13 protein-coding genes are annotated in these 12,822 nt (G+C 48.3%); 3 read left to right on the forward strand and 10 right to left on the reverse strand.

What is annotated here, in order from left to right; genetic code table 11:
• Positions 1 to 8: 8 nt before the first annotated feature.
• From G451_RS0125700 to G451_RS35470, 9 genes are all read right to left on the reverse strand, one after another.
• The gene (locus tag G451_RS0125700; RefSeq protein ID WP_027186475.1) at positions 9 to 473 is read right to left on the reverse strand and encodes a glycosyltransferase family 2 protein; all 465 of its coding nucleotides are present in this window, start codon (positions 471 to 473) and stop codon (positions 9 to 11) included.
• On the reverse strand, positions 451 to 2,208 hold the full coding sequence (locus G451_RS0125705) for a bactofilin family protein (protein ID WP_027186476.1): 1,758 nt from the start codon (positions 2,206 to 2,208) through the stop codon (positions 451 to 453). Before G451_RS0125705 ends, G451_RS0125700 begins: the two co-directional genes overlap by 23 nt.
• Before the next feature lie 15 nt (positions 2,209 to 2,223).
• A complete protein-coding gene (locus G451_RS0125710) occupies positions 2,224 to 2,733 on the reverse strand; it encodes a PulJ/GspJ family protein (protein ID WP_169727944.1) in 510 nt (169 codons plus the stop codon).
• 13 nt (positions 2,734 to 2,746) lie between these two features.
• Positions 2,747 to 3,256 carry a type II secretion system protein gene (locus G451_RS31830; RefSeq protein ID WP_034644104.1) on the reverse strand — a complete coding sequence of 170 codons (510 nt, stop codon included), beginning with the start codon at positions 3,254 to 3,256 and terminating at the stop codon, positions 2,747 to 2,749.
• A 9-nt stretch (positions 3,257 to 3,265) separates the two neighbouring features.
• Positions 3,266 to 3,745, reverse strand: a complete 480-nt coding sequence (locus G451_RS0125720) for a prepilin-type N-terminal cleavage/methylation domain-containing protein (protein ID WP_169727945.1) — start codon at positions 3,743 to 3,745, stop codon at positions 3,266 to 3,268.
• 225 nt (positions 3,746 to 3,970) lie between these two features.
• On the reverse strand, positions 3,971 to 5,674 hold the full coding sequence (locus G451_RS33455; protein WP_051261926.1) for a glycosyltransferase family 2 protein: 1,704 nt from the start codon (positions 5,672 to 5,674) through the stop codon (positions 3,971 to 3,973).
• Between the two features lie 226 nt (positions 5,675 to 5,900).
• Entirely contained in the window at positions 5,901 to 6,614 is a 714-nt protein-coding gene (locus G451_RS31840; RefSeq protein ID WP_051261927.1) for a lytic transglycosylase domain-containing protein, read from the reverse strand.
• Between the two features lie 78 nt (positions 6,615 to 6,692).
• Positions 6,693 to 7,619: a M48 family metallopeptidase gene (locus G451_RS31845; protein ID WP_245587874.1), complete on the reverse strand. Its 927-nt coding sequence runs from the start codon at positions 7,617 to 7,619 to the stop codon at positions 6,693 to 6,695.
• Positions 7,620 to 7,630: 11 nt separating this feature from the next.
• On the reverse strand, positions 7,631 to 7,864 hold the full coding sequence (locus G451_RS35470; RefSeq protein ID WP_084448795.1) for a helix-turn-helix domain-containing protein: 234 nt from the start codon (positions 7,862 to 7,864) through the stop codon (positions 7,631 to 7,633).
• 162 nt (positions 7,865 to 8,026) lie between these two features.
• Here G451_RS35470 and G451_RS0125750 point away from each other — a divergent pair, with 162 nt between their 5' ends.
• On the forward strand, positions 8,027 to 8,752 hold the full coding sequence (locus tag G451_RS0125750; RefSeq protein ID WP_027186480.1) for a LexA family transcriptional regulator: 726 nt from the start codon (positions 8,027 to 8,029) through the stop codon (positions 8,750 to 8,752).
• A gap of 470 nt (positions 8,753 to 9,222) precedes the next feature.
• On the opposite strand, the gene G451_RS31850 is transcribed toward G451_RS0125750, so the two are convergent.
• Positions 9,223 to 10,332 (reverse strand): lytic murein transglycosylase, encoded by a 1,110-nt coding sequence (locus G451_RS31850; RefSeq protein ID WP_051261928.1) that lies wholly within the window; start codon positions 10,330 to 10,332, stop codon positions 9,223 to 9,225.
• Between the two features lie 151 nt (positions 10,333 to 10,483).
• Between G451_RS31850 and G451_RS0125760 the strand changes: the two genes are divergently transcribed.
• Together G451_RS0125760 and gspE are read left to right on the forward strand one after the other, a co-directional pair.
• Entirely contained in the window at positions 10,484 to 10,993 is a 510-nt protein-coding gene (locus G451_RS0125760) for a C40 family peptidase (RefSeq protein ID WP_169727946.1), read from the forward strand.
• A 38-nt stretch (positions 10,994 to 11,031) separates the two neighbouring features.
• Entirely contained in the window at positions 11,032 to 12,801 is a 1,770-nt protein-coding gene (gene gspE / locus G451_RS31855) for a type II secretion system ATPase GspE (RefSeq protein ID WP_245587875.1), read from the forward strand.
• The last annotated feature ends 21 nt before the right edge of the window (positions 12,802 to 12,822 follow it).

Here is a 12,822-nt window from a genome sequence, read left to right on the forward strand (position 1 = left end):
GCACCACCTCACGAGCGTTCGGGCGCCCCAAGTGGCGAGTTTTCTGATGAGAGGGATTTTCTTCCCGTACGATAGCCGAGAAGTAAATCATAGTCTTCGCGCTTTTCCCACAGTTCGGGGAAATGTTCGGGGCCGATCTCTCCATCGGAATCTGTTTGGAATATCCACGGCACATGGAGATGTTCGCGGTAGGCCGCTAGAATCGTCGGGCCATGTCCCCAATTTTCCTTACGATCATGCAGCACGACGCAGGGATGCATCGCTTCAACGTCTCGCACCACTTCTGCCGTATTATCGGTTGAACCGTCATTATAGACATGCAGCTCATAGTCAAGAGACAGCGCGTCCTGCATGCTTACCCAATCCATGAGGACGCCTTTGATGGCGTCTTCTTCGTTGTAGACGGGCATGATGATGGCAAGATGCAATAATGTTGATTGTTGGTTCAAATCAATACCAATGCTCTTTTGCATAGTTTGACAAGACATATATAACCGTAAATTCTGTATTCATTTTTACAGGACCAGACTGTGTAAAATATGCGCCAATCAAGTAGTCTTTTGATCCAAACTCCAATTTTCCTTCACAAAGAATTGTTCCAAACCAATCAGAATTGTTTCCATTCTGAGTTTGAAATGTTTTTCCTTCAAAATGAACTTGGGAAGCATATTGAATATCATCACCAGATAAATCTTTAATATTAGTATAAGGGAGTGAATCTGTCTTAATATATATATTCAACGGACCATTTTTTATGATATTCCCATCAACAAACACAAGAATATCGCCATCAGAAAGATCATAATAGAAATTTGTATTACCACCAAGATCAATTGATGAAAATGTATAAGTCCCAGCAGACATGTACACAGAATTTTCATTCCAACTCGATTGCAGAGATGCATATTCACCTGGAAAAATTACTTTTTCTTCCAAATAGCCATTAATAGTTATAGAGATATTTCCTGTATTAAAATCTTCATTGAGACTAGGCGCGTCTTTTGTCTCACATGGTTCAGGCGCTGTAGGGGCTACAATAGGAGGATTGTGGACATCAGGGAAACAATCACCTCCAACATATTTAGAACAATCCACCACCGTATTATCACTGTAACAATCTATACTGCGTCCTGCTGTTATGTCACCATGAACAATAGGAGGATTATTTGTTCCATCTGTGTTCACATATCCTCCAGCAATAATGTTTCCGTAAATTATTGCACCAAATTTGAGATCAACATAGCTTGCCGCATTAATATCACCCAATCCATTTCCATCCTGTCCAACTACCGAATCAGATTTATCAGTCTTTACATAGTTTCCAGAATAAATATTCCCATATACCTTTGCATCATCACGAAGAAAAACATATCCTCCAGCATGGACATCACCTTTTACAATGCAGTTTTGCCCTAAATATACATTTCTTTTTGCAAAAATACTCCCTCCAATTTCTGAATTACTATCCTCAATAACGATATTGCGTTGTGCATACAAATCTCCACCAATTGAGACACCACTTTTTGTAAACAGATTATTCCCGACACAAATACTCCCACCAACAGTACTATTACTCGATATCCTAACATTATTCATTGCAACAATATTTCCTGTTACAATAAACTTCCCGCCATCCTCATTGTTATGATCAGACTGACAATGTTGACAATTAACATTGTGTGCATATACACTTCCTGTAATTTGGGCTTTATTTCCAATATCTGTGTTGCCTTTTGTTGAAAACAAGGCATAATCATACTTATCATTCGTAGGCCCTCCCCCACTCACGTCATCTTCAAGTCCAGCAGCAGATAAAGGAATAGAACTAAACTTAAAATTGCTTTCACCATTTGTGCCGTTATTTATTGTTCCTATACTATCGAGAAGATAATCGGTGCTGCCTGTAGGCATTGTAAAGTCCAGAGCGATATCTTTCCCTGTTCCTACTGTAATCGCTAAGCTTCCACTCGCTGACAATGAGCTCAACTTCGTCCCGCCGACCGTGCGGGCAAAATTGATACCGGATTGCGCAAGGTAAAAGGCCTGCGCACGCTGATTTTCCCGAAGTTGACCGAATGAAGATCGAGAACTCGTATTGGAAAGCGCCGCTCCCAAAGCACCAACAGCGACCAACAAAACAATTCCATAGAGCAACGTTGAACCGCGCATGTGCCGGTGACTTTGCCTTCGATGGTCGCGCTTTTCCATAAACACTCCAAAACGTTAATAACTCTGTATGGCAACTTGCGTCGAAAGATCTTTGAACAAATCTTGTCCAACCGAAAATCTCAATGCAACATCAACAAGTTTAATATCTCCAACACTTGCTGCAACCGATGTCCCGGTGTAGCTATCGTAACACGTAAATCGCAATCCATTGTTTTGATCAACATCGTCCATAAGCGTATAATCTTGAGTTCCTACGACACCACCCATATTATACAATACAACAGAGCCAGTTTGATAAATCATAAAAATATTCGTTCCATCGGTATACGTTATATTCGATTGTGAACACGCTGTTATAGCGCCCATGGACGCTACAGACGTCAGCTCAACGACAATACGATCCAATGCAACTTGTGCTTTTTGTGTATTTTGATACGTCTGCTCGGCAGAAACATACCCAAGCATAATATTGGAAAGAAGTTGCACACCGGTGACAACCAAAATAGCCGTCAAGACGAGGACGGCAATGATTTCAATCAGCGTGAAACCACGATGTGTCTTCATGGCAAAACTCACATCATGACTCATCGGAAGCCCCACCACCAGCATATGCTGAAAAAAGATAGGTGAGGCTCAATTGCGAGGCTGCATCAGGCTTGATTATCACGAGAAGGTAAAGGGAAGAAGTCCCCCCATTCACAAAAGTATTAGTATTTTTGTCATAGTCAACATACTTATTTTCTTGAACGTAGTACGTTCCATAATCACCACTGCTCACAGTCGATCCGGCACTTCCAATATCATCCGTTGAATCCGACCCACCATAGAGTTCATCGAGCCGTGCTTTGCATGTAGCCAATGAAGAACAGCTAGACATCAAATCTGTATAATGAGCAACCATCCTCTCCATGACTTGATTCAATGCCACATCTGTTTCGAGGCGGCTCTCCACATCCCCACTTCGCATGAGCTTCCACCCCATGAAAGGAACAATGGTCGTTGCCGCAATACCGAGAATGACAAGTGTCAAAATGATTTCGAGCAGGGTGAATCCTGTCTGCGGAATTGGTCTGTTCGTTGTTTTCATAGAGAACTCTTACGGAATAAAGCCGGTATACGGCGTGATGGAAATGTTTACCGCCTGTCCGCCTGTCACTGTAATGGTTTCCGTCGTTGTCACGGCAGTGTTGCCGGTACTATCGGTCGGCATGCCGCGCCAGTTAAAGTAATAGGTCGCCGCACCGGCTGTGACACTGACTCCAGTCGGAAAAGTATGCGTATCGGATTCTCCGGGTAGCGTGGCACCTATGACATCGGCATTATTTTCGACAAGCTGATAACTATTTGCATTGACCTGAATTCCCCACGTATCAATATCACTCATCGCTCTAATCTGTGCATAGCGCAAAGCCACTTTGAGGGCATCGGCTTCGGCAATCGCATCGACTCCGACATTCATCATGCGGGGAGTGACCACGGCGGCAAGAACTCCGACGAGAAGAAGAACGGAAATGATTTCAATCATGGTAAAGCCGGAAGGCCGTTGTGATGCCATGGCGTTCTTTCGCTTTTTCATTGTATTTCGATGATCAGAAAACGTCATTTGATGTTGTGCTTTTGAATGATACCGCTCGAAACGGCATCGGGCAAGTAAAGTTGTTCGCAGACGATAAAGAAGCCAAGGATAAAAAGCCCCATATGACGGCGGATTCTCATCGTATACAATGAAACATTTTCTTCAACAGCATGATAAATCCCTCTCCCCGCGAGTCATACTCAAGGGGAAAAAAATCTCCCAATGCTATCCATCCATACACTCGGCCGCAACAACATGCCGCAATTTCTCAAAAAAATCTGATTCAATGGTCTCATACTGAAATGTAGCAAGTTGCGTCAGCTCCTTCAAAGAGTATTTTGTCTGCAACTTGTGCTTATTTGCAGCGGAATTGCCGAGTTTTGAGCCGGAAACAAATCGATTTCCCTGCAATGTACTCATGTGTTCAACGCGAAGATGCCCCTGATAGACGGGGCTTCTTCCCTGCAATGAAAGACGAAGATCATGGTCAACGTCATCGAATTGTGTGGGATTGAACCGAATATCAAACGGTCCAACGGTATTGAGTGTTTCTGTTTTGAAAAGGTGGCAACATCCCATCACGGATGTACACGGAGACATCAGGCGGAATTGGCCGGAATCGGCGCTTTGGCTGTGTATGGCCGCCAAATCGAATAGCGGATCGTCCAAGGGGATGTTCCCGGAAGCAGGGTATAACGACGCAAGAAGATGAAACCCCACCGCCTGCAGCGCATCAGGCGAAACGGCATCGGCAATGCGGGCACCGATCACCCCGGCTTCGGGATAGCGATCAAAACCGGCATACAGTCGGCCAAGCCAATCCGAAGGAAGCAAGACATCATCATCAAGGTAGGCAATATGGTCACACTCCTGCACTTCCGGCAAGGCCATGAGCCAATTGCGGGCCGCCGGAGCGCCAATGTTCACGGGGAGTGTCACCACCTGAAACGAAGGCAAAAGCGCGGCATACTTGGCCAGCACATCCTTCGTCCCATCCGTACTTGCATTATCAAGCACAACAAGACGAACGCCGGGTAAATCCGTTCCACACAGACTTTCAAGGGTCTTCTCAAGGACCTCAGCCTTATTGTACGTATACAACAAGACCGCCGTGCGACCTGAAGGTACCGTTATTGCCGTATCCGTCTCGGAAAGGAGGTCGAACAGTCGATAGGTGAGATGCGCTGTCAACGGCCGCCTTTGGAGAGCCTGGCGCAAGAAAGCGAGGCAGTCGCCTCGATGTCCTTGCCTGTACTGCATCTCTGCGCGACGTGGTAAGAATGCAGGAGTGCATTCAGCAAGAACGGGGTCATTCTCTATCGTGCGGTAGATGGATTCCGCACGAGCATAGTCGTGCGCTAAATAGGCTGCCTCGGCATGGAGAAGCGTCGAAACAGGACGGTGCAACACCTCATCGTGTTGCTGGAGAAATGCGTCCAAGACATCGGGCCGGTGGTCTTGCAATGCCAACTCATGCACTTTATCCAGCCAAAAATAATTTCCTGATTTCCCAAATTGCGTGGAACAATATTGCCCGGCTTTCTCCGTGTCATTTTTTTGTAATGTACGAAGATAATACCGCGTATCCACATCGACATCGTAACGTGTGCCGCATCTTGAAAGAACATGGAGTAATGGAGACTTATCTTCCCCAACAACCGCAGCAACACGAGCACCGACCGCAACGAGCTGGTTGGCCAAGCCCAGATTGGCCGGGCTTTCGGTCCATGCATCCACCATGGCGCTTCGTGTCAAGTGCAGGAGCGTCTTCGTCATATTGGCGTTGCCGGACTCCATACTTTCCGAGGCGGCGCGCAACGCGGTTTCTGCAACATCAATCAATTGTGTTGAACCGGTGGAGCCAACAAGCAACCGTATACGCACATACGGGGGGATCTCATTCCACAAAGCCAACAACGAAGATTGCATAGTCACTCCACACATTGAAAGAAAACCAATGACTCTCTTGCCTACCGCACAATGCGAAGTCATACGAAGTTCGACTCGTCAAAGCAAGGCGCAAGAAAGCAAACTCACACTCGAACAGGAGAACAATACAAACGAAAAGATCGAACGGCAGGCAAAAATAAACCTTTTCTGTTGTTGGCAGAAAAGGTTTATTTCTCATCATAGAGAGAAGCAAAAAAGCGTCGACTCATATTCCTTTCAGCATAGCATAACGCGACAATATACGGGCTACGTAATACCGTGTTTCCTCGTATGGAGGGATGCCATTATATCGACTGACCGCTTCGGGACCGGCGTTATATGCGGCCAACGCCAATTTAACATGCTTGAATTTATCCATCATCCAGCGCAAATACCGTGTGCCGGCTTCAATATTGCGAGCAGGATCAAACGGCTCGGTCAAACCGAGCAACGCCTGTGTCTCAGGCATAATCTGCATAAGTCCTTGCGCTCCCTTGGGTGAGACCGCAAAATTGGCGAATCCGGATTCCTGCTCAATCACAGCGTAAACAAGCTCCGGATCGAGTTTATGCCTTTTGCTTGATGCGTCGATATATTTGAGAATTTTCGCCGACGGTTTCACTTTCGGAAATGGACGCCCCTTTCGAGGCTTCAGAAGCTGTGCCGGCACATGCTCGGCAATCCACTCCTTCTTCATTTCTTTGGCTTCTCCGCCATGTTTTTTGATAAGTTTCCGAATAGCCGCCATACCGAGTGTCGGTTTGTTTTTCCCTTCATAAATCAACACCAGCCCATCCCGAGGGGCGGTGCTCAGATGGACAATCCCGTACTCATCCGTCTGTCCATACAAAGAATATGCGCATGCATACGTTGATACGAAAAGGAGAAAAACCAGACCGAAAGCACCCCCAACGATGATGCGCTTCGTCGCAATACTCATGATGGCACATGCCTCACAACTTTTTATAGGAATACCCTCTTATATGAATTCCAGGGAGAGGTGGCAAGAGGTGTATCGTCAATATCGATACGGCTGGTAACCGCTTGATGGCGGAGAATACGGAGCATCGAATGCACCAGGAAGATAACTCCGAGGCTCCTTTTGCACGGGAGTATAATATTGCATCGCTTCCGGCATATCGTCGACAAGGTCAGCAATACGTTCTTCGTCTGTTGGGTGAGTGGACAAAAAAAACGGAAGTTGGCTTGTATCAGTATACAACATATTCTGCCAAAATGACAACGCCGACCGCGGATCGTAGCCGGCTTTGGCCATAAGAATCAGGCCAATACGGTCAGCCTCGGACTCCTGGGATCGACTATGCGGCAGACCAACGGCGACTTGGGAGCCAAACCCATACAGCTGTTGAAAGGTATTGAACGCCGCAGCATCCCCCCCGCTGACCATAAGACCAGCAAGGTCACCTCCCAAAGATAACGCCATTTGCGAACTCATCCGCTCCACCCCATGCCGGGCAATAACATGGGCAATTTCATGGGCCATCACCGTGGCGAGTTGGTTTTCCGTACGGGCATATTTAAACATCCCCTCATACACATAGACTTTGCCACCGGGCAGGGCGAACGCATTCGGCGTATCATTGGCGACAACATAAAACTCCCATTGATACTCAGGACGTGCAGCCCCCGCCGCAATTCGTCGCCCAACACGATTGACCAAGGCAACACGACGAGCATCCGTGGAGAGCCGCTCCGTGCGTTTCACCTCTTCCGACGCCTTCATCCCCAAAAGCATCTCCTGTTCCTTATCCAGAAGGATCAGTTGAGAACGGCCTGTATACGGGGCTTGCGCACACCCCGCCATGCCGACAAGAAGACATATCACAACCCACACCACAACATGCAGGCGGCGAACCCGAGAATACAGAGGAGAGATCTTCATCTGGAGAGAATAAGGCGACAGCCCGGTGACGTAAAGAGGCATTCTTGCATCCGTTATCGAGGAACAGATCGTCGCCCAGAACCCCTCGATGTCGCTGTACGTCGTTGACGTTCCAGCCAGACATCCACATCTTTTGGACGACACCGCCAGATTCCATCCAATTTGAAGGCAGGAAATTGCCGTTGCCGAATCCATTTATACAACGTTTTTTTCGAACAACTCATCTCCGAACAAATCTGCTCCAACCCTGCAATAACAAGTCGATCCATTGGATTTCCCTCGCTCATCGTCAGCTATTGACTTACTACGATTCCAATTTCCTTGACACATGCCATAGGCCATGGCATCACATCAAAAGGATGTATTTTCCATATTTTTCATAAGGGCTTCTTCCCCTTGGCGTGTCCGAGAATAGAATACACGCGAACACCTGTCAAGGAAAATAGTACATGAAGAAGAATAGTACGCATAAGACGTATTATACGGACGGGAACGCAGTGGACGACATCCTCGGACGCATCAAAACCGTTCTTGCCGTTAAAACTCAAACCGAACTGGCTCGACTTCTCGATGTCGGCAAACAGTCCATCACCGACGCCAAGAAACGTGGCCGCATTCCTGCTGATTGGCTCATGCGACTGGGACGTCTTAAAGACGTCAATCCTGTCTGGCTCGAAACGGGCCAGGGGACACCTTTTCTCCATGCCGAAAAACAGCATGTGACGGGACTCATGGAGTACCCCGGGCACTACCACTCCAACGACTTTATCTATATCCCCCTTGTCAAAGCGAAATGGTCACCCGACCAAGATACGCTGGAATCGGATCACGACATTGAATCGTATTATGCCTTTCGCCGTGAGTGGCTCAAGGGCAAGGGACAAATTGCGCACATGCGACTTCTTCGCGTTACAGGAGAATCCATGGTGCCAACCCTGCGAGACGACGACATCGTGCTCGTTGACCTCTCACAAACCGATATTCTGACGGGGAAAATATTCGCCGTTGGTATTGATGATGAAATATGTATAAAACGGCTCGATAAAAAACCTGGGATCATTGTTCTCATCAGCGATAATCGCCTTCTTTACCCCCCCATAGACATCGAACCGGACAATTCTGCGAATGTCCGCATCATAGGAAGGGTTGTCTGGATGGCTCGTGAGGCTATGTAAAAGCCATTTTCGTATACGATGTACGTAAAAACTTGACAAAAACCACACAAAAACATAGATATACCGATATGAAAAACGACAAAACATCTCCAACAATACGTTTCAATCCCCCCTCCCCCGAAAACAATTGCCCCTATCGAGATATTCCAGAACAACAGTCCCCCAGCCTTTTTGCCAGCCCGACAGACCGCCTGTTTCATCGCTCTCTCGGGCCGCATGAAACCGGAACATGTCGCATCGACTTGTCCCACTGCCCTCCCCGATTTTTTTCGTGTCCAAGGATAGAACCGACACACCACACCTGCCCCAAGCCGGACTGTGGGCAGCCTCTTTTTCGGGACAGCAGGACAGGAGTCCTGTTCTGCCAGGAATGTCTTTTATGGGATACATCACAAGATGTTGGACACACATGATTCACCACGAGACCGAGGCGAAGTCATGGACCATGGGGAAAAGAAAAGAGCTGCAGGTTATGAATTGGAAAAATGTCCAGAAGGGGAGGAACGCGGAGACAACGGTTCGTGCTGATTGGGATATCCTTCGTGTCGAATTCCAGAGGCGCGACACGAGCCACCTGAATATGGCGCATCGTCTGATAAATTTTTAAGCTGAACAGCTATCGACGAGATGGCCCGCACGTATGTTGTACTATGATTGTACGCAAAAAGAATCTTATCTCGCTCGTCTTCGGTGAGATCGGCCGTCCATCCATGCTGCTTCAGATAGTTTGCCAAACTCGGAATAGCATCTTCCAAAAGAAAAAGATCAACTCGACCATCACCATTCCCATCCACCCCATAACGCAAAGCATTGCTCGGGATAAATTGACAAATTCCGATAGCTCCATAAATAGAGCTGGGAATAGTCGTCGGGTCTTGATTGTTGGCACTCGCATACTTGAGCAGAGATGAAAGCTCGGTATAGGCCCATTGCGCACGCTTCGCCACATAGCCCTTGGCGTACTCGCGACGGCTTGTCGATGTCAGAGATTCCAGATGGGGTTCAAGCAAGGAAAAATCCGCCGTCAAGGCCATACTCGACAACACATCAAAGGCCTTGCGGTCTCCCAACGTGGAACCAAGTTTGCTCTCCACAAGCAAAATGGCCACCTGAAACTCCGTTGGTACTCCATACGTCTCATACGCTCGTTCAAGAAGGGCTTGATTTTCTTTAGTGTACTCACGAGCCCACGCAATGACCCACGGCTTGAGGTAATATCGATATCCGGATTGTTCGAGAGGTATTTCAGACGGATTCTCACCCAAGTCAGACTGCTTCTCCGGTCGTTGGGTACGCTGGGCAAAACGGCGCTCGGTCAGTGCATCGACTTTATTGCCCATAATATTAGGATCAAAGACAGCACCGGACTTGGTGTAAAGAAAATTGACGGTATCGCGGTCCCACCCATCCTTTGCCAAACGCTCAACCAGCGATTGCCAAATAAACGGATTCGTTTCTTCTTGAGTTGCCGCTCGACTATGGGGAGTAAAAACAAGAACGGCAAGACATAATGTGGCGAGCCACACATGAACTATAACCGCCAAACCGCGGCCGGCAAGAGGAAGACAACCCCGGTTCATACACATCTCCGTCACGAAGTTTAGCGTATTATCTCTCCAAGAGCAACGAACGCGTCTCATCGAAAACTGGAACAACTCTTTACGGGCCGAATGGATTCAGTTTTAATAGACGGATCAAACGCCCTCACGCCCAACGTTAGTGGAGACATTTGTGCCTCAAAAAATACGCTCCAACACATGGTACTCCCACAGTGTGACACGCCTCGGCATCGCCTTGATTTTATCCATAGCGCTCTCTGCTTGTGGTGGTGGTCCGTCATTGCCATCTCCTCCGGTAGGGCTTGGTTCCGGCAAAGATATCGTCAATACGGCTCGTTCACTCATCGGAACGCCCTATCATTATGGGGGGTGTGACCCTGACGACGGATTCGATTGTTCCGGATTTGTGAAATGGGTCTATGAATACAATGGTTACTCCATGCCGCGAAGCACCAGGCAACTCATCAAAACCGGCATATCGGTTCGCTCGTCACGAATCCAACCCGGCGATCTAATTTTTTTTAATGTCGCCCGCAAAGGCAACGCGTTACATGTTGGCATTTCAACCGGACCGGATCTTTTTATCCATAGTCCAAGCTCGGGGGGACGTGTTCGAGAAGAACGGCTTTCCCATATTTATTGGCGGGCTCATTTTCTCAGCGCTCGACGAATTATCCGTTAACCAATCTTGTCGTTGCACAATGACAAAGGATCAGCAGCATGACACTGTGGAATGAGCTGAAAGAACGCCTTCCTCTTGGACGAACAACTCGTACTCCAAGCACGTCGATTCTCGCGGAGCCACTGTCCTTACCCGATATCGAGATGCATATTCTTGATGCAGCTGGCTTCAATGCCGCCGATAAAGGGCAGGCATTGACTGCTGGCCGTGATACGACCGATGACGCAAACCATCTCTTTGTCCGGCATAAAAAACTTGATGAGGCCCTGATTCAACAGAGCCTGGCCGAAGCACTCCAGCTAGAAATTGTCAACGTCATCGAAGATGAAGCCATCGATCAAGAACTCGTCTTAGGAATTCCTCTGGTATTCTTGCGCCAGATGCACATTTTTCCATTTCGGCGTGGCTCTGCGGTCTTGGCAGCCATGGCCGATCCGCTTCACGTCGAAGCACTCGACGATGTACGGCGATTGCTTGAAATGCCCTCCATCGCTCCTGTCATAACACCAAGCGAAGAAATTCTATCAGCCATTGAACGCGCCCACGGTCAAGACAGCGGGACGACTGACGACCTTGTCGACGATTTTGAAGACGACCTCGCCGCCAATATCGAAGACGCGACGAACGAAGATCTGCTTGATGAATCGTCAAGCGCACCCGTTATTCGTCTCGTCAACCAAATTTTGGCGCAGGCCGTAAAAAGTCTGGCCAGCGATATTCATATTGAACCCTATAAAAGCGACCTCAAAATTCGCTTCCGTCTCGATGGGGTGCTGTACAATATGCACACCCTTCCCAAGCGCCTCCATGCGGCTGTGGTGTCGCGACTCAAAATCATGTCGCGACTCAACATTGCGGAAAAAAGGCTCCCTCAAGATGGCCGTATTGAAGTCCGCCTCGGCAACCGCCTTATCGACCTTCGAGTTTCCATCTTCCCTACGGCCGAAGGCGAACGCATTGTCATGCGCTTGTTGGAAAAAAACTCACGCGTTTTAAGCCTGGAAGAACTCGGGCTGGGTCCAGATCATTTCGCCCAAATCAGACGCCTCGTCACCCTCCCGAATGGTGTCATTCTTGTCACTGGCCCGACAGGAAGCGGAAAAACCACCACCCTTTATGCAGCGCTCTCGTCCATCAATTCTCCGGATAAAAATATCCTGACGATTGAAGACCCCGTTGAATACAAGCTGGAAGGTGTCGGCCAAATGCAGGTGAATGACAAAATAGACCTGACATTTGCCAAAGGCTTGCGCTCCATGGTGCGTCAAGACCCGGATGTTATTCTGGTTGGTGAAATCCGTGACTTCGAAACAGCAGAAATCGCCATTCAGGCCGCACTGACCGGTCACTTGGTGTTTTCGACGTTACACACAAACGATGCTCCAAGCGCCATCACGCGACTTATCGACATGGGAATTGAAGCGTTTCTCTTGTCCTCGTCGGTCCGGGCCATTGTGGCTCAACGCCTTGTCCGGGTATTGTGTCCCCATTGCAAACAAGCCTATACTCCCTCCACAGAAGAACTCCACGAAGTCGGCCTTCTCGATGCAATACCAGCGGGGACACCGCATCAGGCGGTGGGTTGTCCTGCCTGCTTGGGAACCGGATATAAAGGCCGTATGGCGATATATGAAATCATGCTCATGAGCGAAACCCTCCGTGACCTCGTCATCCGCTCTTCGGACGCCAATGCGATACGCCAAGCCGCCCTCGCCGACGGCATGATCAGTATGCGCCAGGACGGTATTCGAAAAATCTTTGCCGGCATTACCACCTTTAGCGAGGTACTCCGCGCGACCATGGTCTGAAATCGCGCACAACGATACAGA

The organism is Desulfovibrio inopinatus DSM 10711, assembly GCF_000429305.1.
Lineage (GTDB): Bacteria > Desulfobacterota > Desulfovibrionia > Desulfovibrionales > Desulfovibrionaceae > Alteridesulfovibrio > Alteridesulfovibrio inopinatus.

Excerpts from the sequence above, each read along its gene's own strand:
- G451_RS0125700 (WP_027186475.1), bottom strand. The coding sequence starts at position 473 with ATGCAAAAGAGCATTGGTATTGATTTGAACCAACAATCAACATTATTG.
- G451_RS0125705 (WP_027186476.1), bottom strand. The coding sequence starts at position 2,208 with ATGGAAAAGCGCGACCATCGAAGGCAAAGTCACCGGCACATGCGCGGT.
- G451_RS0125710 (WP_169727944.1), bottom strand. The coding sequence starts at position 2,733 with ATGAAGACACATCGTGGTTTCACGCTGATTGAAATCATTGCCGTCCTC.
- G451_RS31830 (WP_034644104.1), bottom strand. The coding sequence starts at position 3,256 with ATGAAAACAACGAACAGACCAATTCCGCAGACAGGATTCACCCTGCTC.
- G451_RS0125720 (WP_169727945.1), bottom strand. The coding sequence starts at position 3,745 with ATGAAAAAGCGAAAGAACGCCATGGCATCACAACGGCCTTCCGGCTTT.
- G451_RS33455 (WP_051261926.1), bottom strand. The coding sequence starts at position 5,674 with ATGCAATCTTCGTTGTTGGCTTTGTGGAATGAGATCCCCCCGTATGTG.
- G451_RS31840 (WP_051261927.1), bottom strand. The coding sequence starts at position 6,614 with ATGAGTATTGCGACGAAGCGCATCATCGTTGGGGGTGCTTTCGGTCTG.
- G451_RS31845 (WP_245587874.1), bottom strand. The coding sequence starts at position 7,619 with ATGCCTCTTTACGTCACCGGGCTGTCGCCTTATTCTCTCCAGATGAAG.
- G451_RS35470 (WP_084448795.1), bottom strand. The coding sequence starts at position 7,864 with ATGAGCGAGGGAAATCCAATGGATCGACTTGTTATTGCAGGGTTGGAG.
- G451_RS0125750 (WP_027186480.1), top strand. The coding sequence starts at position 8,027 with ATGAAGAAGAATAGTACGCATAAGACGTATTATACGGACGGGAACGCA.
- G451_RS31850 (WP_051261928.1), bottom strand. The coding sequence starts at position 10,332 with ATGAACCGGGGTTGTCTTCCTCTTGCCGGCCGCGGTTTGGCGGTTATA.
- gspE (WP_245587875.1), top strand. The coding sequence starts at position 11,032 with ATGACACTGTGGAATGAGCTGAAAGAACGCCTTCCTCTTGGACGAACA.